23 protein-coding genes and 1 riboswitch are annotated in these 23,554 nt (G+C 59.2%); of the genes, 12 read left to right on the forward strand and 11 right to left on the reverse strand.

Annotated elements, in window-relative coordinates; genetic code table 11:
- Nucleotides 1-13 precede the first annotated feature (13 nt).
- Nucleotides 14-1,048: an NAD(P)/FAD-dependent oxidoreductase gene (locus ACTF58_RS02295; protein WP_438990342.1), complete on the forward strand. Its 1,035-nt coding sequence runs from the start codon at nt 14-16 to the stop codon at nt 1,046-1,048.
- Nucleotides 1,049-1,131: 83 nt separating this feature from the next.
- Here the strand turns inward: ACTF58_RS02295 and ACTF58_RS02300 are convergent, their stop codons facing one another.
- Nucleotides 1,132-1,917, reverse strand: a complete 786-nt coding sequence (locus tag ACTF58_RS02300; protein WP_438990343.1) for an FAS1-like dehydratase domain-containing protein — start codon at nt 1,915-1,917, stop codon at nt 1,132-1,134.
- Nucleotides 1,918-1,972: 55 nt separating this feature from the next.
- Between ACTF58_RS02300 and ACTF58_RS02305 the strand changes: the two genes are divergently transcribed.
- Together ACTF58_RS02305 and ACTF58_RS02310 are read left to right on the forward strand one after the other, a co-directional pair.
- On the forward strand, nt 1,973-2,371 hold the full coding sequence (locus ACTF58_RS02305; RefSeq protein WP_438990344.1) for a VOC family protein: 399 nt from the start codon (nt 1,973-1,975) through the stop codon (nt 2,369-2,371).
- 110 nt (nt 2,372-2,481) lie between these two features.
- On the forward strand, nt 2,482-3,810 hold the full coding sequence (locus ACTF58_RS02310; protein ID WP_438990345.1) for a UDP-glucose dehydrogenase family protein: 1,329 nt from the start codon (nt 2,482-2,484) through the stop codon (nt 3,808-3,810).
- Between the two features lie 56 nt (nt 3,811-3,866).
- On the opposite strand, the gene ACTF58_RS02315 is transcribed toward ACTF58_RS02310, so the two are convergent.
- From ACTF58_RS02315 to ACTF58_RS02330, 4 genes are all read right to left on the reverse strand, one after another.
- Complete coding sequence (locus ACTF58_RS02315; RefSeq protein WP_438990346.1) at nt 3,867-5,747, reverse strand: polysaccharide biosynthesis protein; 1,881 nt, start codon at nt 5,745-5,747, stop codon at nt 3,867-3,869.
- A gap of 238 nt (nt 5,748-5,985) precedes the next feature.
- On the reverse strand, nt 5,986-6,765 hold the full coding sequence (locus ACTF58_RS02320) for a carnitinyl-CoA dehydratase (RefSeq protein WP_438990347.1): 780 nt from the start codon (nt 6,763-6,765) through the stop codon (nt 5,986-5,988).
- Nucleotides 6,762-8,786 carry an acetate--CoA ligase family protein gene (locus ACTF58_RS02325; protein WP_438990348.1) on the reverse strand — a complete coding sequence of 675 codons (2,025 nt, stop codon included), beginning with the start codon at nt 8,784-8,786 and terminating at the stop codon, nt 6,762-6,764. Before ACTF58_RS02325 ends, ACTF58_RS02320 begins: the two co-directional genes overlap by 4 nt.
- An 87-nt stretch (nt 8,787-8,873) precedes the next feature.
- Nucleotides 8,874-10,037: an acyl-CoA dehydrogenase family protein gene (locus tag ACTF58_RS02330; protein ID WP_438990349.1), complete on the reverse strand. Its 1,164-nt coding sequence runs from the start codon at nt 10,035-10,037 to the stop codon at nt 8,874-8,876.
- A 74-nt stretch (nt 10,038-10,111) separates the two neighbouring features.
- Between ACTF58_RS02330 and ACTF58_RS02335 the strand changes: the two genes are divergently transcribed.
- The gene (locus ACTF58_RS02335; RefSeq protein WP_438990350.1) at nt 10,112-11,050 is read left to right on the forward strand and encodes a GlxA family transcriptional regulator; all 939 of its coding nucleotides are present in this window, start codon (nt 10,112-10,114) and stop codon (nt 11,048-11,050) included.
- Nucleotides 11,051-11,134: 84 nt separating this feature from the next.
- Here ACTF58_RS02335 and ACTF58_RS02340 read toward each other — a convergent pair whose 3' ends face one another.
- Together ACTF58_RS02340 and ACTF58_RS02345 are read right to left on the reverse strand one after the other, a co-directional pair.
- Complete coding sequence (locus ACTF58_RS02340; RefSeq protein ID WP_438990351.1) at nt 11,135-11,878, reverse strand: class II aldolase and adducin N-terminal domain-containing protein; 744 nt, start codon at nt 11,876-11,878, stop codon at nt 11,135-11,137.
- The gene (locus ACTF58_RS02345) at nt 11,875-12,315 is read right to left on the reverse strand and encodes a glyoxalase (protein WP_438990352.1); all 441 of its coding nucleotides are present in this window, start codon (nt 12,313-12,315) and stop codon (nt 11,875-11,877) included. The genes ACTF58_RS02340 and ACTF58_RS02345 overlap by 4 nt, the downstream gene beginning before the upstream one ends.
- Nucleotides 12,316-12,404: 89 nt before the next feature.
- Between ACTF58_RS02345 and ACTF58_RS02350 the strand changes: the two genes are divergently transcribed.
- From ACTF58_RS02350 to ACTF58_RS02370, 5 genes are all read left to right on the forward strand, one after another.
- The gene (locus tag ACTF58_RS02350) at nt 12,405-13,874 is read left to right on the forward strand and encodes an AMP nucleosidase (protein ID WP_438990353.1); all 1,470 of its coding nucleotides are present in this window, start codon (nt 12,405-12,407) and stop codon (nt 13,872-13,874) included.
- A 139-nt stretch (nt 13,875-14,013) separates the two neighbouring features.
- Nucleotides 14,014-14,301 (forward strand): HU family DNA-binding protein, encoded by a 288-nt coding sequence (locus ACTF58_RS02355; protein WP_298805788.1) that lies wholly within the window; start codon nt 14,014-14,016, stop codon nt 14,299-14,301.
- A 78-nt stretch (nt 14,302-14,379) separates the two neighbouring features.
- Nucleotides 14,380-15,255 carry a DMT family transporter gene (locus ACTF58_RS02360; protein WP_438990354.1) on the forward strand — a complete coding sequence of 292 codons (876 nt, stop codon included), beginning with the start codon at nt 14,380-14,382 and terminating at the stop codon, nt 15,253-15,255.
- Nucleotides 15,256-15,313: 58 nt separating this feature from the next.
- A complete protein-coding gene (locus tag ACTF58_RS02365; RefSeq protein ID WP_438990355.1) occupies nt 15,314-16,027 on the forward strand; it encodes a cytochrome c biogenesis CcdA family protein in 714 nt (237 codons plus the stop codon).
- Nucleotides 16,028-16,044: 17 nt separating this feature from the next.
- Entirely contained in the window at nt 16,045-16,458 is a 414-nt protein-coding gene (locus tag ACTF58_RS02370) for a thioredoxin family protein (RefSeq protein ID WP_438990356.1), read from the forward strand.
- Here the strand turns inward: ACTF58_RS02370 and ACTF58_RS02375 are convergent.
- Together ACTF58_RS02375 and aroC are read right to left on the reverse strand one after the other, a co-directional pair.
- Nucleotides 16,453-17,397 (reverse strand): AEC family transporter, encoded by a 945-nt coding sequence (locus tag ACTF58_RS02375; protein ID WP_438990357.1) that lies wholly within the window; start codon nt 17,395-17,397, stop codon nt 16,453-16,455. The two genes, ACTF58_RS02370 and ACTF58_RS02375, sit on opposite strands and share 6 nt — an antisense overlap.
- A gap of 1 nt (nt 17,398) precedes the next feature.
- The gene (aroC, locus tag ACTF58_RS02380) at nt 17,399-18,514 is read right to left on the reverse strand and encodes a chorismate synthase (protein ID WP_438990358.1); all 1,116 of its coding nucleotides are present in this window, start codon (nt 18,512-18,514) and stop codon (nt 17,399-17,401) included.
- Nucleotides 18,515-18,660: 146 nt separating this feature from the next.
- Nucleotides 18,661-18,759: riboswitch (TPP riboswitch) on the forward strand.
- A gap of 36 nt (nt 18,760-18,795) precedes the next feature.
- Between aroC and thiB the strand changes: the two genes are divergently transcribed.
- Genes thiB through ACTF58_RS02395 form a run of 3 tightly spaced genes read left to right on the forward strand, consistent with a single transcriptional unit; the run spans nt 18,796 to nt 21,996 of the window.
- Nucleotides 18,796-19,779, forward strand: coding sequence for a thiamine ABC transporter substrate binding subunit (thiB, locus tag ACTF58_RS02385; protein ID WP_438990359.1), 984 nt, complete (start codon nt 18,796-18,798; stop codon nt 19,777-19,779).
- Nucleotides 19,755-21,311: a thiamine/thiamine pyrophosphate ABC transporter permease ThiP gene (locus ACTF58_RS02390; protein ID WP_438990360.1), complete on the forward strand. Its 1,557-nt coding sequence runs from the start codon at nt 19,755-19,757 to the stop codon at nt 21,309-21,311. The genes thiB and ACTF58_RS02390 overlap by 25 nt, the downstream gene beginning before the upstream one ends.
- Nucleotides 21,298-21,996: a thiamine ABC transporter ATP-binding protein gene (locus ACTF58_RS02395; protein ID WP_438990361.1), complete on the forward strand. Its 699-nt coding sequence runs from the start codon at nt 21,298-21,300 to the stop codon at nt 21,994-21,996. The genes ACTF58_RS02390 and ACTF58_RS02395 overlap by 14 nt, the downstream gene beginning before the upstream one ends.
- A gap of 142 nt (nt 21,997-22,138) precedes the next feature.
- Here ACTF58_RS02395 and ACTF58_RS02400 read toward each other — a convergent pair whose 3' ends face one another.
- Nucleotides 22,139-23,353 (reverse strand): MFS transporter, encoded by a 1,215-nt coding sequence (locus tag ACTF58_RS02400; protein WP_438990362.1) that lies wholly within the window; start codon nt 23,351-23,353, stop codon nt 22,139-22,141.
- Between the two features lie 19 nt (nt 23,354-23,372).
- A partial coding sequence (locus ACTF58_RS02405; protein ID WP_438990363.1) for a hypothetical protein occupies nt 23,373-23,554 on the reverse strand: 182 nt, incomplete at its 5' end.

A 23,554-nucleotide genomic window follows, 5' to 3' on the forward strand; every position in this document is an offset into this window, starting at 1 on the left:
TGAGGGAATGGCAATGGCAGACGTAACAGTGCGCGGCGCCGGGATATTCGGCCTGTCGGTGGCTTGGGCCTGTCTGGAAAAGGGCGCGCGGGTGCGCGTGATTGACCCGAACGGGGTCGGCGGCGGCGCGAGCGGCGGGATTGTCGGCGCTTTGGCACCACACGTCCCTGAGAATTGGAACGAGAAGAAAGAATTCCAGTTTCAAAGTCTGATTGCGGCGGAAGCGTTTTGGAAAAATGTGGGCGATTGGGCCGAGTTAGAGACGAGTTACGGGCGCACGGGGCGAGTGCAGCCTCTGGCCGACGAACGCGCTGTGACGTTGGCCCGCGCGCGGGCCGACACGGCAAAAGAGCTGTGGCGTGGCAAGGCGGCGTGGCGCGTTGTGAGCGCTGAGGACTTGGACGGGCCGCTGCCGGAAAGCGAAACGGGACTTTATGTTTTTGACACGCTGACAGCGCGAATGTTTCCGCGACAGGCGTGCAAAGCGCTTGCTGCAGCGATTATCGCGCGGGGCGGGGACGTTCTGCGGGAAGGCGAGGACCAAGGCACACTTGTCTGGGCGAGTGGGGTGCATGATCTTGAGCGGCTCTCGGCGCATTTTGACAGGGATGTCGGCAATGCTGTGAAAGGGCAGGGGGCGCTGCTTGATTTTGATATGGGGGACGGGCCGCAGATTTTTGCCAATACGGTCCATATGGTGCCGCATTGGAACGGAACGGTTGCGATTGGCTCGACCAGCGAGCGGCTGTTTGAGGACGCAAACAGCACGGATGCACAGCTGGATCTGGTCTTGGAGAAGGCTTATGCGGCGCTGCCAGCGCTGCGCGCGGCGGCGGTGCTTGAGCGCTGGGCAGGGCTGAGGCCACGTGCCAAAAGCCGCGCGCCTATGCTTGGGCGGCATCCGCTCATTGAGGGGGCCTATATTGCCAATGGCGGCTTCAAGATCGGGTTTGGGATGGGCTGCGAAGTCGGGCGGGTGATGGCCCTGCTGATATTGGAAGGGATAGACACTATTCCTGCGGAATTTGCGCCTGAGACCTCGCTTTAAGGATCGAATTGGCTGCGCCAATCCGACCAAGGCGGGGGACCAGTCCCCCGCACCCCCTGGGATATTTTTGGAAAGAGGAAGCGTTAGGTTTGGGCTTCAGCGGTCATGATCTGGCGGCCGTCGGGGGCGCGGACCCAGAGGCTTGTGCCTTTTAGGCAGAGGCTGGCTGTTTCGGTGTGCATCAGCGGAGAGCTGGCGCGGAAGGAGAAGGCTTTAAGCGGGCCGAGGTGCTCTGTGGCCATCAGCATGAGGCGTTGCGCGAGGAGCGGGCCGTGAACGACGAGGCCTGAGTAATGTTCGACCTCGCGGGCGTATGTTTCGTCGTAATGAATGCGGTGGCCATTGAAGGTGAGGGCGGAGTAGCGGAAGAGGAGGGTTGAATCGAAGCTGTGGTGCTCTGAGACGGTTTCATCTGTGGCGGCTTTGGGGGGCACGGGCGCAGGCGCATCAGGCGAGGGGTCTTCGCGGTAGAGGAGGTCTTGGTACTCGGTGAGCTTGAGGGCGCCGTCTTGAAAGATGTTATGGCGCAGGGTGACGAAGGCGAGGGGGCCTGTGCGGCCTTGCTTTTGCTCGGCGTTTTCGACTGTGGTTTGCTTCTCGGCGCTTTGTCCTGCGAGGAGGGGCGCATGGAAGGCGAGGCGGCCGCCTGCCCACATCCGGCGGGGGAGGCCGAAGTCGGGGATGAGGGCGCTGCCTTTGGCGGGGTGACCGTCGCGGCCTAAGGCTTCGGGCGGCTCGGCCTGCCAGAAATAGAGCTGGTGAAAGAAGGGCGGCAGGGGATCGCCTGTCTGAAGGCGCAGAGGCAGGCCCAGACTGGCGGCGCAGGCCGAGGCGCGGGCGGGATCTAGGAGATCGGTTCTGTGTTCCATCGCATTTAGCCTATAGTGTTTCTGGCAAACTAACTCGCTTGAGGGGAATGACAAGATGCACGTGAACGTTGTGGCGCTGGACCATCTGGTTTTGACGGTGACGGATCTGGCGCGGAGCGCTGCGTTTTATGAGGCGGTTCTTGGGATGCGTTATGAGACGTTTCGGGGCGCAGACGGCACAGAGCGCCATGCGCTTCTGTTTGGGGCGCAGAAGATCAATTTGCATCAGGCGGGGGCCGAATTTGCGCCTCATGCGCGGCGGCCTATGGCGGGCAGCGCAGACCTTTGCTTTTTGATTGACGGAGCTGTGGCCCAGGCTTTGGAGGCGCTTGAGGCGCTGGGCGTTCAGATCGAAGCGGGGCCGATTGAGCGCACGGGGGCGCAGGGGCGGCTTATGTCGCTTTATATGCGTGATCCTGACGAAAACCTGATCGAACTGTCGCAACCGTTTTAGGGGATCGTTACTTTTTTGTGCCAAGGTTGAGCGCGGTTTTCAGGCTGCGTTGACAGGCCCTTGGGGCGCTGCGACAAGGATTTTGGTTTGTATGAGTAAAGGGCAGTTTTATGAAGATCGCGATGATTGGCACGGGATATGTGGGCCTTGTTTCGGGGGTTTGCTTTTCTGACTTTGGCCATGACGTTGTTTGTGTCGATATGGATCCGGACAAGATCGATATGCTCAAGCGCGGAGACGTGCCTATTTTTGAGCCCGGGCTTGAGGCGTTGATGGCAAAGAATGTCACGGCGGGGCGGTTGACTTTTACCACCGATCTTAAGGCGGCGGTGCAGGATGTGGAGGCGGTCTTTATCGCTGTGGGCACGCCGACACGGCGGGGCGATGGCCATGCCGACTTGACCTATGTGATGGCTGCCGCAGAAGAGGTAGCGCGTGCGCTCACGGGATATGCTGTGATTGTCACCAAATCGACTGTGCCTGTGGGCACGAACCGACAGGTCAAACAGGCGGTGCGCAAAGCCAACCCGACGCTTGACTTTGATGTGGCTTCCAACCCTGAATTCTTGCGCGAGGGCGCGGCGATTGACGATTTTATGAAGCCTGATCGTGTGGTGCTGGGCGTGCAGAGCGCGCGCGCGGATGAGGTGATGCGGGAGATTTATCGCCCGTTGTTCCTGCGCGACTTTCCGATTGTCACGACCGATCTTGAGAGCGCGGAGATGATCAAATATGCGGCCAACGCCTTTCTGGCGACCAAGATCACATTTATCAACGAGATCGCGGCGCTTTGTGAACTCACGGGGGCGGATGTGAAGCAGGTCAGCAAGGGGATCGGGCTGGACGGGCGGATTGGCAACAAGTTTCTTCATGCTGGGCCGGGCTATGGCGGCTCTTGTTTTCCTAAGGATACCAAGGCTTTGGCGCGTATCGGGCAGGAGCACGGCTTGCCGATGCAGATCACCGAGACGGTGATTAAGGTCAATGAAGAGATCAAGGACAGGATGATCCAGAAGCTGCTTGATCTTGTGGACGGGAGCTTCAATGGCAAAATCGTTGTGGTGCTGGGTGTGACCTTCAAGCCGAACACGGATGATATGCGCGCCAGCCCTGCGCTCAAGATTGTGCCTGCGATGATCGGCGGGGGCGCGAAAGTTCGTGTTGTTGACCCGCAGGGGCGGCATGAGGGCGAAGCGCAGCTTCCGGGCGTGCAATGGAGCGAAGACGCTTATAAGGCGGCGCAGAATGCTGATCTGATGGTGATTCTGACACAGTGGAACGAGTTTCGGGCACTGGATCTGAAGCGAATAGCTAAGAAGATGAATGCGCCCAAGCTTGCGGACCTTCGCAATATTTATTCAGAGCAGGACGCTAAGAAAGCGGGTTTTGACGCTTATGTTTCGGTCGGACGGCGCGATTATTTTCGCGAAGACTCTTAAGGGATGACCAAGCAAGGCAGTATCAATGAGGCCTCTGGCCTGTGATTGGCCCGTGACTACCCCGTGAGCGGGGTGTTTGCTTTTTCGGCATGGGCTGTGTCTTTGATGATCCAGCGGGTCACAATGGAACGCGCCAAGCTTTCGTCGTGTTGTTCGGTGGCGCTTCGTATGTCGCGCATGGCATTGGCGACCTCGATTTCGGAGAGGGCGCTTTCCTGCACACGCATGATTTTGGGGTGGGGCGTTGTGAGCATATCAGAAGAGATGAGCAGCTCCTCGTGCAGCTTTTCGCCGGGGCGTAGCCCTGTGATCTCGATGTCTATGTCACCCTTCGGGTTGTCTTTATCTCTCACGGAGTAACCTGAGGCCTCGATCATCTGGCGTGCCAGCTTGGCAATCGGCACAGGGGCGCCCATGTCGAGCACGAAGACATCACCGCCACGCGCGTAAGAGGCGGCGAGCAAAACGAGCCGTGCGGCTTCGGTTATTGTCATGAAATAGCGTGTGACTTCATGATGGGTGAGGGTGACGGGGCCGCCTCTGGCGATTTGTTCGCGAAAGAGCGGAATGACCGAGCCAGACGAGCCGAGCACATTGCCGAACCGCACTATAGAGAAGCGCGTGGTTTCGCTGCGTGAGGCGAGATCTTGGAACACTAGCTCGGCGAGGCGCTTGGAAGCCCCCATGATGCTCACAGGGCGCACGGCCTTATCTGTTGATATGAGGGTGACACGTTCAACGCCTGCCGCACGGGCCGCTTCGGCGACAATTCGTGTTCCCAGCACATTGTTGGCCAGTCCAGCGATGGCGTTGTCTTCGACAAGTGGCAAATGTTTGTAGGCTGCGGCGTGCAGCACAATGTCGATTTTATGCTGTCGTAGGGTGTGATTGATCAGGGACTTGTCTGTGATCGAGCCAAGCACAGGCTCTATCTTGATGGTGCTGGGTAGGTCGATCAGCTCTTTATGGATGGTATAAAGCGCCAGTTCGGAGTGATCGAGGAGCACAAGGCTCTCAGGGTTGCAGCCGGCAATCTGACGGCACAATTCGGAGCCGATAGAGCCGCCAGCGCCCGTGATCAGAACGCGTTTGCCTGTGTAGCTGTCTGTCACTTTGGGCAATGCGTGAGACAGATGTCCGCGTCCGAGAAGCTCGTTGAGTCTGAGGGGTGCGCCTTTGGAGCCGATGGAGCCTGTGCTCAGGAGAGTCGCAAAGCTTGGCAGCGAATGCACCTCACAGCCCAATGTGCGCAGTTTATAGGCGAGGCGCGCTTGTTCGATCTGGGAGGAAGGCAGACACAGCACGATCCGGTCAATGCTTTCTGTTTTGACGAGTTCGGCCAGTTTGAGAGGCGAATAGACAGGTGAGCCAGCGATCATCAGACTCTGCAATGTCGGGTTTTCATCAATGAAGGCGACCAGCTGGAGGCTCTCATCGGATTGCAGGGCCATCGCGAGCTGTTCGCCTGTTTGACTGGCACCATAGACAAGGATGCGGGTGCGTGTGCTGTCCTTTTGATAGGCGTGAATGAGAACTTGTCGCAGGATCATACGCAATGTGACGGTGGACAGGAGCAAAACCATCGTGAAGAGCACGAAGACAGACAGGCCGCTCAAAGCGCTGATCACGCTGTTGAGCAGATAGGCGCTGATGCCCAGTATGGCGGCGAATTTTCCAGTGAGGGTGATGCCTTGCATTTCATATGAGTTGAGCTTGATTCGGGTGAGGCCGAGGTGATGGCTCGTGAACGCAGCACAGCCCATTAAGAGGCCCAGCAGCAGCGCGAGCGCGGGCGTGTCTGAGGCGTGAAAGGGGGAAAGGCCAAGAATGAGAAAGGCTAACCCCATCGCAAACGGCACAGTCAGCGTATCTATCGCCAGAAAAATAAAGCGCTTCTGCTTGCGCGAAAGACGTGTGGCAAAGCTCAGGGGCACCATGAAACTCAAAACCTTTTAAACGCGAACCTACAAAACAAGTGCCAGCAAAAACAAATGGGCACAGTGAAAACACCCGATCGGCACCAGAGTCAGCCAGAACATTGACCAGACTGGCACGAGGCTAGTCATGATACCTTAATTTTTATTAAAAACTCATGCGGCAATGGCGAGACAACTGGGCTTCTACCAATTGTTGTCTCGTCTGTTCGGCTTGAGCTATGAGCGGAAGGCGGGGCGGTTAACGCCCCTTCCAAACGGGATCACGTTTTTCCGCAAAGGCGCGTGCGCCCTCAAGGCCGTCTTCTGAGCCATAGAGGATGTCAACACTTGCAAGCTGGCGCTGGGTGATCCGGTTCATTGCGTCTTGGAACTTGCTGTCTTCCGCGTCGCGCACGATCTCTTTTATCGCGGCATAGACAAGGGGGGGGCCGGAGGCCAAGAGGCGCGCCATTTCCCAGGCCTGATCCATGAGCGCATCTGACGGGTGGATGTGGTTTACAATGCCCCAGCCCTTCGCCTCTTCGGCGTCAAACCAGCGGCCTGTGAGCAAAAGCTCCATGGCAATATGATAGGGGATCCGCTTGGGGAGCTTCACACTTGCCGCATCGGCCACCGTGCCTGAGCGAATTTCTGGAAGCGCAAATGTCGCGTGCTCTGCCGCAAGGATAATGTCGGCTGACAGCGCCCACTCCAGCCCGCCGCCACAGCAGATGCCGTTGACCGCGGCGATGACCGGTTTGTTGAGGTCGCGCAGCTCTTGCAAGCCGCCAAAACCGCCAACGCCATAGTCGCCATCGACCGCGTCGCCGTCGGCAGCACCCTTGAGGTCCCAACCGGGGCAGAAGAACTTTTCGCCAGCGCCAGTGATGATACAGACGCGCAACTCGGGGTCATCGCGGAAGGCGGCAAATGTCTCGCCCATGATGCGCGAGGTGGCGAGGTCGATCGCGTTGGCTTTGGGGCGGTCTAGTGTGACTTCGAGGATGCCGCCGTCGCGGCGTGTTTTGATGGGGCTCATGAGCTGGCCTTTCTGATCAGGGCGTCCACGGCAACAGCGCGGGTGGGCGTGCAGAGGAGCGGGTTTACTTCAACTTCGCCAATAAGCGGCGCCTGTGCAACGACATAGTCTTGCACCGCCAGCACCGCTTTCAGTATGGCGTCGAGATTGGCTGCGGGCTTGCCTCGGTAGCCCGCCAGCAAAGGCGCGCATTTGAGCTGTGTTAGAGCCTGTTTTATGTCGTGCTCTGTGACGGGCAGCAGCATGGAGACCGTATCTTGCAGAAGCTCGGTCAAGACGCCGCCAGCGCCGAGCGTGAGCAGGAGCCCATGCGCCGCGTCACGCGTGACGCCGATGAGAAGTTCGGCCACAGTGTCTGTCGCCATCTCCTCGACAAGCCAGCTGGTGCCGCCCATTTTCTCGGCGGCAGCTAGGACAGCGCCGGACGTTTCAAGCCCCAACGCCACGCCGCCTGCGTCTGATTTATGCGCCATCCCCTCGGCCTTGAGCACGAGCGGGAAGGTGAGGCCCGCGAGTTGCGCCTCCAAGCTGTCAAGCGAGGTGAGCCGCAGGGAAGCGGGCACCGGTAGGCCAAACTGGGCAAGCTCGGCTTTGGATGCGTGTTCGCTCAGGGTCTCGGCAGGGCCAAACGCGCCCCCTGCGAGTGGCGGTTCCGAGGCAATGGTGCACGGCAGAGCGGCGGCTTCAACAGCTGTGATCGCCTCTGTCAGCCCCATCAATGGCGCAACGCCCGCCGCCATAAAGCGCGCAGCGACATCGGGTGGCATAAGCTCAGGTAAAGTCGCAACAACGCCATAAGGCCGCCCCGTGCGCTTCGCGGCCCCAAGGATAGCATCTGTGGCACAGGCCCAATCTGTGGCGTCGGTATGAGGGTAGTCGACAATCGCCAGAGTGATGCCTGTTTCGGGGCCTGAGAGGGCCGCGAAGGTGTCAGTCATGCGCTCCGTGTCACGCCAGATATAGGTGTGGTAGTCGAGCGGATTGGCCAGCGCCACTTTCGGGCCAAGCGCGTCAAACAGGGCTGTGCGCTGCGAAGCCGAGAGCGGCGGAAAGCTCAGGGCGCGGCCATGGGCGGTGTCGGCGGCAAGGCTTGCCTCTCCGCCCGAACAAGAGACAGTGGCAAGGGTTGCGTGGTCAAGCCGCCCGACAGTGTGGAGAAGTTTGAGTGTTTCCAGAAAGCTGGGGATGTCAGGGACACGCGGAATGCCAAGACGCGCCAGAAGAGCATTGGCGCCTGCGTGGCTGCCCGCAAGCGAGGCGGTGTGCGAGACTGTTGCGGCCTGAGCGTGCTCGGATTTGCCGACCTTGAGCGCAAGGAGCGGGATGCCTTTTGCCTCAGCCTTGAGCGCCATCGCGTGCCACTCCGCAGTGTCGCCAAAACCCTCGATATGCAGACCAATGGCTGTCACGCGCGCGTCATCGAGCAGCGCCATGGCGATTTCTGCCTGCGAGGTCTGCGCCATGTTTCCACACGCCACAACATAAGCAATCGGCAAGGCGCGCGTCTGCATGGTGAGGTTGATGGCAATGTTGGAGCTTTGCGCAAGGATTGCCACGCCACGCTCGACAGGCGCACAGCCGTGCTGGTCTGGCCAGATCGCCGCGCCTTCAAGCGCGTTGATAAAGCCATAGCAGTTTGGCCCGAGGATGGGCATTTCGCCCGCGGCCACAACAAGCGCCGCCTGCAAGTCTGCCCCATCAGAGAGCTCGGCTCCCGCCTCGGAAAATCCGCTGGCAAAGCAAACCGCTCCGCCCGCCTTGAGCGCACGCAACTCACGCACAACATCAATCGTAGCCTTGCGGTTCACCCCTATGAAGGCCGCATCAATCGGCCCGTCCCACTCGGCCAAAGAGCGCACAGCCTGCCGTCCTGCAATGACTTTGCCCTCGGGATGCACAGGGAAAATCTCCCCGTCATAGCCGATCATCTCGGCTGCCTTCAGGATCGACGCACACCAGGCGCCGCCGCCGATCACAGCAATGGTGCGCGGGTTCAATACTCTCAAAAGATCACGACTCATTGTCTTTTTCTTTCTAAAAATATCCCAGGGGGTCTGGGGGACAGCGTCCCCCAGACGAGCGATTTGGCGAAGCCAAAGCGCAACCCCTTAGCCACCAAGCGGGCGCAGGAGATCGCGACTGATGATGTGACGCTGGATTTCAGAGGTGCCTTCCCAGATCCGCTCGACCCGTGCATCGCGCCAGATACGTTCCAGTGGCAACTCGTCCATCAGCCCCATGCCGCCGTGAATCTGGATCGCTTCATCTGCGACCATGGCGAGCACTTCGGTCGCCTTGAGTTTGGCCATAGACATATCGGCCTCTGTCACGCTGCCCTGATCAAACTTCCAGCCGGCCTCCCAAGTGAGCAGGTTGGCCGCTTTGATCTCAAGCGCCATATCGGCGAGCTTGAAAGACACCCCCTGAAATTTGGAAATCTGCTGGCCGAATTGTTTGCGCTCGGCAGAATAGCCGAGCGCGTGTTCAAAGGCGCGCTCGGCGCGGCCCAAGGATGTGGCTGCAACTTGGAGGCGCGTGGCGCCGAGCCAGTCGTTGGCGACTTGAAAGCCTTTGTGGACTTCGCCCAAAACAGCAGAGCGGGGCAGGCGGCAGTTGTCAAACTCAAGCACCGCGTTGGTGTAGCCTCTGTGAGAGACATTGCGGTAGCCCTCGCGGACGGTGAAGCCCGGTGTGCCCTTGTCGACAAAAAATGCGGTGATCAGTTTTTTCTTGCCACGTGGCGTTTCTTCCTCGCCAGTCGCCATAAAGACGATAGCGAAATCTGCGATGTCAGCATGGGAGATAAAATGCTTTGTGCCGTTCAACACAAAGTCGTCGCCATCCTCTTTGGCTGTGGCCGTCATGCCGCGCAAATCTGAGCCTGCACCTGGCTCTGTCATGGCGAGGCAGTCCCATTTCTCGCCTTTGATGCAAGGGTAGAGATATTGCTCGCGCTGCACCTCTGAGCCTGCGAGCAGGATGTTTGAGGGCCGCGCAACACAGGTCCAGTGAAGAGCATAATTGGCGCGGCCAAGCTCTTTTTCATACATCAGCCATGTGAGCGTATCGAGGCCTGCGCCGCCGACCTCTTCGGGCATATTGGCAGCGTAGAGCCCTGCAGCCATGGCCTTGGGCTGGATTTCCTTGATCAGCTCCATCGGCAGATGCCCCGTGCGCTCGACCAGCGCTTCATGCGGATATAGCTCTTTTTCGACAAAGGCGCGGGTGGTGTCGATGATCATCTGTTGTTCTTCGGTCGGGGCGAAGTGCATGGCGCTGTCCTTATATTGGTTGATCAAACTCTAGGGGGCTTGCACAGGCACATCATGCAGATTTAGAAGAAACCATGCAGATTTGGAAGAATCCCTCCGCCGCAGTGCAGCAGATTGACGTGCTCTTGTTTGATGCGTTTTCTGGGCTGTGTCTGGCCAATACGATCGAGCCGATGCGCGCGGCCAATACGCTGGCGGGGCGGGAGCTTTACCGCTGGCGCTTGCTGACGGTAGGTGGCGGGCCTGCAACCTCCTCAAGTGGGATGTCTGTTGCGGCGCATGGCGCGTTGAGCGGACATAATGGCGATATGCTGATTGCGATGCCGAGTTATGAGTTTTCCCGTCATGCGAACGAGGCCACACGCCGCGCCTTGCGGGCTGCGGCGGGGCGCTATGCTGTCATGGCGGGATTTGATACGGGGAGCTGGCTTTTGGCCGCTGCGGGGCTTCTCAACGGGCGACGCGCGACCATTCACTGGGAGGAGTTGGAGCGCTTTGGTGAGGCCTTTCCAGATGTGCTGACGGAGCGGGTCAGATATGTTGAGGCGGGCGATCGCGTGACCTGCTCCGGCGCGCAGGCGGCCTTTGATGTGATGAGCCATCGTATCGGCGCGCGGCACGGGCAGGCTTTGCGGCTGGAGTTGGCGACACTGTTTATGAGCCCTGATGAGGACACGCCACAAGACGTGCCTGTGGCGCGGGGTCGGTCTGTTGCGCGCGCGATCAGGCTGATGCAGACGCATATTGAGCAACCCTTGCCGATCGGCGAAATTGCCCGACAGACCGGGCGCAGCCAAAAAGACCTTGAGGCGCGGATGAAGCGTGAGTTGGGCGCGGTCCCGCGCGCCGTCTATCGCCGCATCAGGCTTCTGGCGGCGCGCAAGCTATTGAAAGAGAGCGATTTGGCGATGGCGGAAGTGGCTTTGCGCGCAGGGTATCAGGACGCCAGCGCGATGGCGCGGGCGTATCGGGCGGAGTTTGGCTTGACGCCGAGCGACGAACGGTTGGGCTAGGGTTTCGGATGCTTTGCATCCGACCGATGCGAGGGGGCGCTGCCCCCTCGCGCTCCCCCGGGATATTTTCAGAAAGAAAAAAGGTTAGGTCGCGTAGTTTGAGCCTTCTTTGTCCAGAATGGCTTTGAGTTCGGCGAGGTGGCGGGTGTCTTGTTCTGGATAGATTTCCAGCTCTTGCGCGGTTTTTTCGGCGATGTCGTCCGGCAGAACACGCAGGGGCCGGCCTGTTTGCAGCGCGCGAATGTAGGTTTCGGCGGCGCGCTCGAAATAGTAGAGGCGGTTGAAGGTTTCGGCCACGGTTGCGCCTATGATCAAGACGCCATGATTGCCCATGATCATGACTTTTTGTTTAGGGTCTTTGAAGAGCGCTGCACAGCGCGCGCCCTCGTCTTCAAAGGCGAGGCCGCCATAGTTTTCGTCAATCACATAGCGGTTGAAAAACGTGGCACAGTTTTGATCAATGGGCGGCAGGCGGCTGTCGGCGAGTGAGGCCAGAACGGTTGCATGGATCGAATGCACGTGCATGGCGCAGCGGGCGTGACGGCAAGCGCGGTGAAGGCCGCCATGGAGGCCCCATGCTGTCGGATCGGGGGCGTTCGGGCCTATCAGCGTGCTTGGGTCTTTGGCGTCGATTTCGAGCATATCGGAGGCTTTGATGCGCGAAAAATGCATCTGGTTCGGGTTCATCAGGAAGCGTGTGCCATCCTCATTGACGGCGAGGCTGAAGTGATTGGCGACGCCTTCATGCATATTGAGCCGTGCGGTCCAGCGAAAGGCGGCGGCGAGATCGACGCGCTCTTGCCAATGGGTCATGTTGGGGGTGGTCATGGCCTTGTATCCTCTGATGTGAGGGGCCGTGAGGGCACCCATGCATAGCCATCCTGACAGAGGATATAGGCCTCGCGCAAGCCGTGGGGCTTGTTTGTGGGAGCTTGCAGGAGAGTGCCGCCTGCGGCCTCGCATTTGGCGGCGGCTTTCTCGGGGTCACACTCATAGAGGCGGATTTCAAGGCCTGCGCCGCGGGGTGGATTTTCGGGCAAAAGGCCAAGCAGCGGGTTGGAGTGGTAGGTGCTGTCGGCGTGAAGCTGGAGGAGATTTCTGCCATGAGACAGGATGGCGAAATCGGCGGAGAGGCGGTGGGCTGTCAGGCTGAAGACAGTCTCTAAAAAGGCAGCCGTGCGCTTCACATCTGTGACCAGAACGTTGAGACCAAAGCCTTTTAGGGAGGCTCCGAAGTCTTCTGCGCTGACGGTTTCCAAATCCATTCGGCTCTCCTTGAACATGGGCGGGCTTCGTGCGACCTTTGCATTACCCCGGCGCCGCCGGTTTAGTTTTATCAGGCGAGGAGTGGCAGATGCCTTCGCAATTTGTGACACCTGAACGGGGAGATTTCCAGCGGTTTGATAACGCGCGCGACGCCGTGGCCCGGCTCGAGGCGCTTTATGAGACGTCTTGCGACTTTTTGTGCAATGCGTTTTCAAAAGCGATGGCCTCTGCGCCAGAGGGCGCGCGCATCAGGGCTTATTATCCGATGATACGGATCGAGACGACGAGCTATGCGCAGATTGACAGCCGTTTGAGCTATGGTCACGTTAGCCATCCGGGGCGGCACGAAGCGACCATTACGCGGCCTGATCTCTTTCGCAGCTATCTCATCCAACAGATCGAGTTGATTATGGAGAACCATGGTGTGGCTGTTGAGATCGGCTATTCGGACACGCCGATGCCGATCCATTTTGCTGTGGCCAATGATGCGCGGATTTCTGTGCCTCAAGAGGGGGCGGCGCAGTTTACCCTGCGCGATGTGTTTGATGTGCCAGACCTGAGCACAACAAACGACGACATTGTGAATGGAACCCATCAGCCCGCCGAAGGCGTGGCCGGGCCGCTGGCGCCCTTTACGGCGCAGCGGGTGGATTATTCGCTGGCGCGGCTGGCGCATTATACGGCCACAGCGCCAGAGCACTTTCAGAACCACGTTCTGTTCACCAACTACCAGTTTTACGTCAACGAGTTTGAGGCCTATGGGCGCGCCATGTTGGCCGATAAGACAAGTGGCTACACCAGCTTTGTCGGCACAGGCAACGCCGAGATCACGGCGGCAGACGCGCCCTTGGAGGCCTCACCTAAGCAGCCCCAGATGCCGACCTATCATCTCAAGCGCGCCGATGGCTCTGGTATCACGCTGGTGAATATCGGGGTCGGCCCGTCAAACGCCAAAACCGCGACCGACCATATCGCCGTTTTGCGCCCTCATGCTTGGATTATGGTGGGCCATTGCGCCGGGCTGCGGAACAGCCAGCTTCTGGGCGATTTTGTCTTGACGCACGCTTACCTGCGTGAGGATAAGGTGCTCGATGACGACCTGCCTGTCTGGGTGCCTGTGCCTGCGCTTGCCGAGGTTCAGATCGCGCTGGAGGAGGCGGTGGCGGATGTCACCGAGCTGAAGGGATACGAGCTGAAACGGTTGATGCGAACGGGGACTGTGGCCAGCCTCGACAACCGCAACTGGGAGCTGCGTGAAACCGAGGGGCCGGTGCAGCGCCTCAGTCAAAGCCGCGCTATTGCGCTTGATATGGAGAGCGCAACCATTGCGGCGAACGGCTTTCGGTTTCGTGTTCCCTATGGCACGCTTTTGTGCGTCTCTGACAAGCCGTTGCACGGCGAACTCAAGCTTCCTGGCATGGCCAGCGACTTCTACAAAACCCAAGTCGAGCGTCATTTGATGATCGGGATTAAGGCCATGGAGGCCCTTAGAACCATGCCGCTGGAGCGGCTTCACAGCCGGAAATTGCGCAGTTTTAACGAAACGGCCTTCTTGTAAGGGCAAATAACAGCAAAAAAACGCCTCTAAATGCAGTTTTTGGCTTGTTTTCGGCCCACAATTCGTTGTGTTGCTACGCATCATACAGTTATATGGCTGTGATGGGGCCCAAAATCGGGCAAATACAGGAGACTAACCAATGACAAAACCAATGACAAAAACTCAGCTTGTCGCCGCACTCGCAGAAGAAATGGGCGCAGACAAGAAAACAGCGACGGGCGCGCTTGAATCAATCATCGCGATCATCACAAAAGAAGTTTCAGGCGGCGGTGCAGTGACCCTTCCTGGCGTTGGCAAAATCTATTGCCGTGAGCGTCCTGAGCGTATGGTCCGCAACCCTGCCACAGGCGAGCAAATCAAAAAAGACGCGGACAAAGTTGTCAAAATGACAATCGCTAAAGCACTTAAAGACAGCGTTAACGGTTAATTCCGACGCTTGTATGTTTCACAAGTTTACGAAAGGGTCGCCCAAGAGGCGGCCCTTTTTGCATTTGGAGATAGACGCGTGGACATCAGAGCAATTTTCATGGGCGTGGCCTTTGCCTTTATGTGGTCAAGTGCCTTCACATCTGCGCGGATCATCGTCGAGTATGCCTCGCCGCTTTGGGCGCTATCTCTGCGCTTTCTGATCTCTGGTTTGCTTGGCGTTCTGATTGCGCGGCTGATGGGCCAGACATGGACGCTCACGCGGAACCAGTGGCGCGCGACGATTATTTTCGGACTGTGCCAAAACGCACTTTACCTTGGGCTGAACTTTGTTGCGATGCAGACCATCGAGGCCTCGCTGGCGGCAATCATTGCTTCGACAATGCCTTTGCTTGTTGCGGTCGCTGGCTGGCTTTTCTTTAAGGACAAGATCAAGCCTTTGGCGCTGGCGGGGCTTGTCGCGGGCGTGATTGGCGTCAGTATTATCATGGGCGCGCGGCTCAATGGCGGGGTTGATATCTATGGTCTCGGCCTCTGCCTGATCGGGGTTCTGGCGCTGACCACGGCGACCCTTGTTTTGCGCGGTGCAACCTCGGGGGGGAACTTCCTGATGGTTGTTGGCTTGCAGATGCTTGTTGGCTCCTTTGCGCTTTTCCTTGCCGCTTTGGCCTTTGAGACGCCAGCGGTTGAAATGAGCACGCCGCTTGTTCTGGCCTTTATCTATACCACCCTTGTGCCGGGGCTGGCAGCGACGCTGGTTTGGTTTTTTCTGGTGGATCGGATCGGCGCGGTCAAAGCGGCCACGTTTCACTTTCTCAACCCGTTCATTGGCGTTGCTATTGCGGCGGTTGTGCTCAGCGAAGCGTTGGACTGGCACGACTTTCTGGGTGTGGCAATCATCGCCTTCGGGATTCTCGCGGTGCAGATTTCGAAACAAAAGCCCACACCTTCGTGAAGCCGCGTCAGAGTTTCGTTTGGTGACAAGCGGTGTGAGGTGCGCCTACATCTAAGGCATGGAATTTATTCTCGCATATGCAGCCGGTTTGCTGACGCTGATCAACCCCTGTGTGCTTCCTGTGCTGCCCGTGGTGTTGGCAGGCGCTCTGGGCGCAAACCCGAAAGGGCCGTTGGCCTTGGCGGCGGGGATGAGCGTTTCGTTCGTTTTGCTTGGCGTTGGGGTTACGGCCTTTGGCCGCGCTCTGGGGCTAGACGAGCAGAGCGTTGCGCAGGCGGGGGCTGTGCTTATGGTGGCTTTTGGCCTCATGTTGTTGGTGCCACGGTTTGGCATGGTTCTTTCAGGCGCGACAGCCGGGATGTCGGCGCGCGCCGATGCTCAGATGAATACGCTTGATCAAGGCTCTTTGCGCGGCCAGTTTGCGGGGGGCTTGCTGCTTGGGGCGGTCTGGAGCCCTTGTATCGGGCCAACGCTTGGCGGCGCGATTGCGCTGGCGTCACAGGGCGAAAGTCTCGGGCTGGCCACGCTGATCATGATCTTTTTTGCGCTGGGTGTCTCGACGCTGATCATCGGGCTTGGATATGGCACGCGCGCTTGGCTTATGAGGAACCGCGCGCGGATGCAAAAAATCGCTGTGGCGGCGCGGCCTGTGATGGGCGGGGTGTTTGTCGTGGTCGGCCTCGCGCTGTTTTTCAATCTTCATCACGCGGTCGAAGCTTGGGCCTTGGATGTGATGCCTGCTTGGCTTGTGGACCTTTCTGTATCAATTTAACTATTAGGAGACTTCTCATGAATAGACGTAGCTTTGTCATCACGGGCCTTGCCGCTCTGGCCACCCCGAGCTTCGCACTGGCGGCGCCTTTGGATTACACAGAAGGGCTTGCCAAGGCGCATCTTGCAAAGGGTGAAGTTGTGTTTCTGGACTTTAAGGCGGACTGGTGCAGCACCTGTAAGGCGCAGGAGCGGGTGATCAATGCGCTCAAGGGTGAAAACCCTGACTACGAGGCCAAAGTGACGTTTATCAACGTTGATTGGGACGCCCACGGCAAAGGCGCGCTTGTGAAAGAGCTCAACATTCCGCGCCGCTCTACGCTCGTTGTTATGAAGGGCGAGGAAGAGCTTGGACGCATCGTGGCAGGCACAGGCAAAGACGAGATCAAGGCGCTGATGGATGTGGCCTTGGCGGCGGCTGCCAGCTCATAAGAGCCAGAGCATGAAGGCGCTGAGGGTGACGAATGACGCACCTGTTGCGAAGACTTGGGCAAGGGAGGCCATGCCCTCGTGGCCCAATTCGGCGGCAAAGAGAGCATAGATCGAGAACATCGGGATGGCGGCGGAGAGGATAACCGCCGCCGCCAGCTCGCGGCTGAGTGGCGGCAGGCCGAGGGCCATAGCGGCGGCGAGGGCTAGGGCTGCCAAGGCGGGGTGTAGCAAGAGCTTGCCCGCGGCTGTGAGCGTTGCCAAGGCACGGTGGCCTTTGAACGGCAGACCGACAAGGGCGCCCCCGATTGTGAAGAGTGCCAGCGCCGAGGCCGAGGCTGCGAAGAGGCCAGTTGTGCGCAGGATCGGCTCGGGCAGCGGCACACTGAACAGCGAGATGGCCAGACCGAGCAAAAGCGCGACAACCATCGGGCGGCGAATGACATTGAGTGCTATCTGCCCTGCGAGGCGTAGGATGCTGAAACTGTCGCGCTCTTTGGAAAGCTCGAAAAGCACGAGGCAAAGCGGGATGATCAGGACGTTTTCCACCAGCATATTGAGCGCAAGAATTTGCCCCGCGATGTCGGGGAAGGCGAGCAGCATGAGCGGATAGCCAATAAAGCCGGAGTTGGGACAGGACGTGCCCATAACGGCGACAGCGCGGCGGCTTGGGCTGGTTTTGAGCAGCGTGAGAACAGTGAAGGACACGGCGATTGTGAGGAGCGCCCCGGCGGCAAAAACGGCCATATAGGTGAGGTTAAAAACATCACGGGCGTCGCGCGTGGCCACGGCCAGAAACAGCAGCGCGGGCAGTGCTATATTGAGCACGAAACTCCCGAAAAGGCGCATATCTGTCGGCCTGAACAGCCCGCCACGAACACAAAGATAGCCGAGCGCTACGGCGGCGAAGAGGGGGAGGATGATGCCGAGGACGGCGATCATATCAGCCTATCTTGCCGCGCGTTTCGCCGACAGCACCGCCGACTTGACCACGGTGCAACAAGATGTGGTCAAGGATTACACAGGCCATCATGGCCTCGCCGACAGGCACAGCACGGATCCCGACGCAGGGATCGTGGCGGCCTTTGGTGACGACCTCTGTGGCACTGCCATCAAGTCGGATCGAGGCGCGTGGCGTAAGGATTGAGGACGTCGGTTTGACAGCGAAACGCACGACAACGTCCTGCCCCGTGGAGATGCCGCCAAGAATACCGCCTGCGTGGTTGGAGCTATACTCGGGGCCGTTCGGACCCATGAAAATCTCGTCGGCATTGTCTGTGCCTGACAGCCGCGCAGCGGCCATGCCCTCGCCGATTTCGACGCCTTTCACGGCGTTGATGCTCATCATCGCAGCGGCGAGATCTGTATCAAGCTTGGCATAGATCGGTGCGCCGATGCCAGCTGGGACACCCCGCGCAACAACTTCAATTGCGCCGCCAACAGAGTTTTTGTCTTTGCGCACGCGGGTGAGATAGGCCTCCCACGCCTTGGCTGTGGCCTCGTCCTGTGGGATCCAGAAATCATTCTGCGCAATCGCGGCCCAGTCAAACTTTGAGCGATCAATCTCCATCTCGCCCATCGTTGTCATATAGCCGATGATCTCAAGCTCGGGGGCCAGCGCTTTGAGCGCGGCACGGGCAACACCGCCCGCGGCGACACGCGCGGCTGTTTCGCGGGCAGAGGAGCGCCCGCCGCCGCGATAGTCACGTAGGCCATACTTCTGGTGATAGGTGATGTCTGCGTGACCGGGGCGGAAGGTCTGGGCGATTTCGCCGTAGTCTTTGGAGCGTTGGTCGGTGTTTTCGATCATCAACTGGACGGTTGTGCCTGTTGTCATACCGTCAAACACACCAGAAAGAATGCGGACCTGATCCGGCTCTTGGCGTTGGGTTGTGTTCTTGTTCTGACCTGGGCGGCGCTTGTCGAGCCAGACCTGAAGCATTGCCTCATCAATCGGCACGCCAGGGGGGCAGCCATCGACTGTAGCGCCCAGAGCGGGGCCGTGGCTTTCGCCCCATGTGGTGACGCGAAACAGGTGTCCGAATGTGTTCATGCTCATGGGGCAGGCTCCTTTGGGCTAGCTTTATGTCGAATTGCGCTTACGCGCAATCCGATCCGTTGAGGGGGCGCTGCCCCCTCAAACTCCCCCGGGATATTTTTGGAAAGAGGAAGGGGCTTGAAGGGGGCGGATTTGGCGCATAGGTTGGCACTACCTCGGGGGGCTCATGTGAGCTGAGATGCGAAAGCGGACCCGTTGAACCTGAACCGGTTAGGACCGGCGGAGGGAAGGTTGGATATTCATCCCACTATCTCCGCCCGTCGCAATATTAGGAGGATGAGATGAAACATCTTGCATTTGCTACGGGAGTTTTTGTGTCGGCTGCGGGACTTGCAGCGGCAGAGACGCCTGAACTTGTTGTCTATACTTACGATAGTTTTGTGTCTGAATGGGGCCCGGGGCCGCAAGTCGAGACGGCTTTTGAGGCGGTCTGTGGGTGTGACTTGAAGTTTGTTGCGGCCGGGGACGGCGCGGCATTGCTGTCGCGGCTTCGTCTTGAGGGTGCGCGCACCGAGGCCGACATTGTGCTTGGGCTTGATACCAATCTCACTGCGGCTGCGCGCGAAACCGGCCTCTTTGCAGAGCATTCCGTGAGCGCCGATTACAGCCTGCCTGTTCGCTGGGAGGACACTCTGTTTGCGCCTTATGACTGGGGCTATTTTGCCTTTGTGCATCAGTCGGACTTTGAGGCCCCAAAAAGCCTCAAGGCCTTGGCCGAGAGTGACGCGAAAATCCTCATTCAGGACCCGCGCTCCTCAACTCCCGGGCTTGGCTTGCTGATGTGGGTCAAGGCGGCTTATGGGGCAGAGGCCCCCGCGATTTGGGCTGGTTTGGCGGATAATATCGTGACTGTGACCAAGGGCTGGTCAGAGGCCTATGGGCTCTTTCTGGAGGGCGAAGCCGATATGGTTTTATCCTACACAACCTCACCTGCCTATCACATGATTGCCGAGGACGATCATGGCAAGACGGCGGCGGCCTTTGAAGAGGGGCATTACCTTCAGGTTGAGGTTGCGGGCAAGCTGGCGGCGAGTGACCAGCCAGAGCTGGCCGACCAGTTCCTTCAGTTTATGGTGTCGGATGCGTTCCAAAGCGTGATCCCGACGACCAACTGGATGTATCCTGCTGTGACGCCAGACGCGGGGCTGCCTGAAGGGTTTGAGAGCCTTGTGACCCCTGCAAAGGCGTTGCTTTTCTCAGCAGAGGAGGCGACGCGCATTCGCGACGAAGCTCTGGAAGAATGGCGCGCCGCGCTGTCGCAATAAGCCAAGCCACCAGCGCGGTTTCGGCTGCGCTGGTGATGCTTTTGGTGCTGGTTCCGATTGGAGCTGTGGCCATGCGTGCGGGCTTTTCCGAGGGTGCGTTTGCGGGCCTTGGCGTGGCCGATTGGGCGGCGCTTGAGTTTACCCTTTTGCAGGCATTTCTCTCGGCGTTATTCAGTGCGGCGCTCTCGCTCCCTGTGGCACGGGCCTTGGCGCGGCGGCAGTTCCGGGGGCGTGGCGCGCTTGTTTTGCTGATGGGGGCGCCCTTTATTCTGCCTGTGATTGTTGCGGTTATGGGGCTTCTGGCCGTTTTTGGGCAGGGTGGCTTTCTGAACGGAGCTTTGAGCGCATTGGGCCTGCCGAAGCTTCAGATTTACGGGCTACACGGCGTTGTTTTGGCCCATGTTTTTTTCAATCTTCCGCTGGCGACGCGGCTTTTGCTTCAGGGCTGGGACGCCATTCCGCAAGAGCGCTTTCGGCTGGCGGCGAGCCTTGGCATGGGGCCTCGTGAGGTGTTTCGTTTGCTGGAATGGCCGATGCTCAAGGAGCGGCTGCCGGCGGTCTTGCTGGTGATTTTCCTGATCTGTCTGAGCAGCTTTGCTGTTGCGCTGACGCTGGGGGGCGGGCCTGCGGCCACGACGCTGGAGCTGGCGATTTATCAAGCGTTTCATCTGGAGTTTGATCTGGCGCGGGCCGCTTTGCTGGCGCTGCTGCAGCTGGCGTTGGTGCTTGCTGTCGGGATGGTTGCGCTGCGTCTTGGCCGCGTTGCGGGCTTTGGCGCGGGGCGCGGGGCTGTGCGGCGGCGCTGGGACGTGAGCACGCGCGTTCTGAGGCTGCAAGACGGGCTGGTTCTGACGCTGGCGGCGGCGTTTATTGCCTTGCCTTTGGCAGCGGTGGCGCTGCGCGGCGCGGCGCAAATTTCGGGCCTGCCTGCTTCGGTCTGGAGCGCGGCTTTGACCTCTTTGCTGATTGCGCTTGGGTCGACTGTTTTGTGCATTGGGGCGGCGCTGGCCCTGGCGGCCCCAAGGGGGCGCTGGGCCGAGATGATCGGGCTGCTGGGCCTTGCGATTTCGCCGCTGGTGTTGGGCACTGGGCTGTTCCTTTTGATCAACCCATACGCCAGCCCTCAGGCGCTTGTTGTGCCGGTTACGATGCTGGTCAATGCGCTGATGGCTTTGCCCTTTGCTCTGCGAATTATTGCGCCAGACTATGCCCGTGCAGAGGCCGATTATGGCCGTTTGGCGGACGCTCTGGGACTTCATGGAACGACGCGGATGCGGCGCATGATCTGGCCCCAAATCCGGCCCGCGCTTGGCTTTGCGGCGGGGCTGGCGGCGGCCCTTTCAATGGGGGATCTGGGGGTGGTGGCGCTTTTTGCAGACGGCGAAACCGCGACATTGCCCTTGCAGGTTTATCGCCTGATGGGGGCCTATCGGATGGAGGCTGCAGCGGGTGCGGCGCTTCTGTTGGTGGTTCTGAGTTTTGGCTTGTTTGCACTGCTGGATTGGGGAGGGCGGCGCAATGTTGACGCTTGAAAACATCAGATACGAGCAGGACGGTTTTGTCCTGAGGGCAGACTTTAGCCTCAGGCCAGAGGCGCGGGTGGCTGTGATCGGGCCGTCTGGCGCGGGCAAGTCGACGCTTCTGTCGCTCATTGGCGGGTTTATCACGCCACAGTCGGGGCGTCTTCTATGGGACGGCCAAAACATCACGCAAAACACTCCGAGCGCGCGGCCTGTGGCGAACTTGTTTCAGGAGGGGAATCTTTTCCCGCATTTGAGCGTCTACGAGAATGCGGCGCTTGGCGTTAATGTGAGCTTAAGGCTGAGCGCGGCCGAAAAGGCGCGCGTGCATGGCGCCTTGGAGCGGGTCGGTCTGGCGGGCTTTGAGGCGCGCAAACCAGCGCAGCTTTCGGGCGGTCAGGCGAGCCGTGCGGCGCTGGCGCGGGCCTTGTGTCAGGACAAGCCGCTGCTTCTTCTGGACGAACCTTTTGCTGCGCTTGGCCCCGCGCTGCGCCGCGAAATGCTTGATTTGGTTGGTGAAATCGCAACAGAGCACAGGCGCGCTGTTTTGATGGTAAGCCATGAGCCGCGCGATGCGACGCAGTTTGCGCAGGCGGTTATTGTTGTGGCTGAAGGCGTGGCAGAGGCGCCGCAAGACACGGCCACGCTCTTTGCCAAGCCGCCAAAGGCGCTGCGGGCCTATCTTGGTGATGACTAAAGTCTAAAGACAGCGCACCGCTTGGTTAACGCTCCCAAAACCGCTGATTCTAGGGGGGTGATAAGTGTGCACCATGCGTGCACCATGCGTGCACCGCCCCGCTGCGATTTGGTTAAACGAAATTAACTTAACGCAGCGGGCGCTACTCGGCTGGCACAAGCCGCTTTGCGCCAAGGCGCGGATGGACCGAGCCAGCCACCAGATAGGCGGCGGCCATCGCCACGCCTGATAGCAGAAACACCCCTGACAGAGGCGCAACGAGCAAAACGCCCCATGCCAGCCCGGGTGTGAGAATGCCTGAGACATCCCGATAGCTGGAGTAGATCGTTGACATTTCTGTGCGCTCTGAGGGCTTGACGGCCATGAGAAACGGCAAGCCTGCGCTGATATCAAGCAAGATCAGAAAGAGGCTTGCACAGAACAGCACGGCCACCGCGGCCCAAGGCCAGCCCGCCAGCAGAAAGCCCAGCGTAAAGAAACCAGACCCCATGGCAAAGCCCTTGCGCACGGCGATCCGCACCGACCGTTTTTGCATCCAGCGCAACATCAGCGGAGAGAAAAACAGGGCCGCGTTGGTCCCTGAGAGGAGGAAGCCGCCAAGCTCTTTGGGCAGACCATTCTCCAAGGCGTAAAGCGGCATATAGACAACATAGGCCCACCAGCCGCAGGAGCGGATCACAGCAAAGGTCATGCCCGCGACAAGGCGGGGCTGTCGGGCGAAGCGCCCGATAAAGGCCAGCGGATTGGGGGCTGCGCGTCTGGCGCGGGTGATCAGCTTGCCGTTGCCAAGACGCATATAGAAAAAGGCCGCCAACATGGCGAGAGAGGAGGCCGCCGAGATATAAAACGGCAGCACAGGGTTATAACTGTAAAGCGCAACGCCGAGAGCCGGCCCAATGGTCCAGCCAAGCGCGGAGTACAGCAGACGCAGGGTCTCGCTGCGGCCAAGTTCGATTCGCTTGATGTAATCGAGGACATAGGCGTTGAAACAAATAAAGGTGATCACGGTGGCAAAGGAATTGAGCACCAACCCGAAAATCAATGCGCTGGCTGTGCCAAGGCTCGCCAGCAGCGCCCCCACAACAAAGCAGAGCGCCCCGAAACTGTAGAGCCAGCGGCGCGGCACCAGCTTGTTCAACGCAGGGACAAGCAGCCCGACAATGAGCGAGCCGATCCCGATAAAGAAATAGGCCTGCGAAATCAGAACCGCATCCCCGAGCGCATTATACATCGCCACGGGAAAGACAGAAATGAGCATCCCTCGGGTGATGCCCTCAAATCCGGCAAGCAAACCAAACCCATGCACAGAAGGGGCGGGCGCATGGCGAAGCCACTCGGGAATACGACGTTCAAACATAACCCCAAGCTGCGCGTCTTTATATCATGATCTGTTCTGTTTTCGACAAGGCGAGGCATTTACGACAGAGGAACAGGGGTTTTCCCCATCTGGCCCGGCTCTTTCTTTTTGCTTTAAATATCCATATCCCGTCCGCCCCTCCAAAAACGGCGGTCAAATTGTTGCGCCGCACTGCGTGCGTCGCCCAAGGCGGGGTGGGGG

The sequence above is a fragment of the Lentibacter sp. genome, assembly GCF_965657785.1.
In the GTDB taxonomy this organism is placed as follows: domain Bacteria; phylum Pseudomonadota; class Alphaproteobacteria; order Rhodobacterales; family Rhodobacteraceae; genus Lentibacter.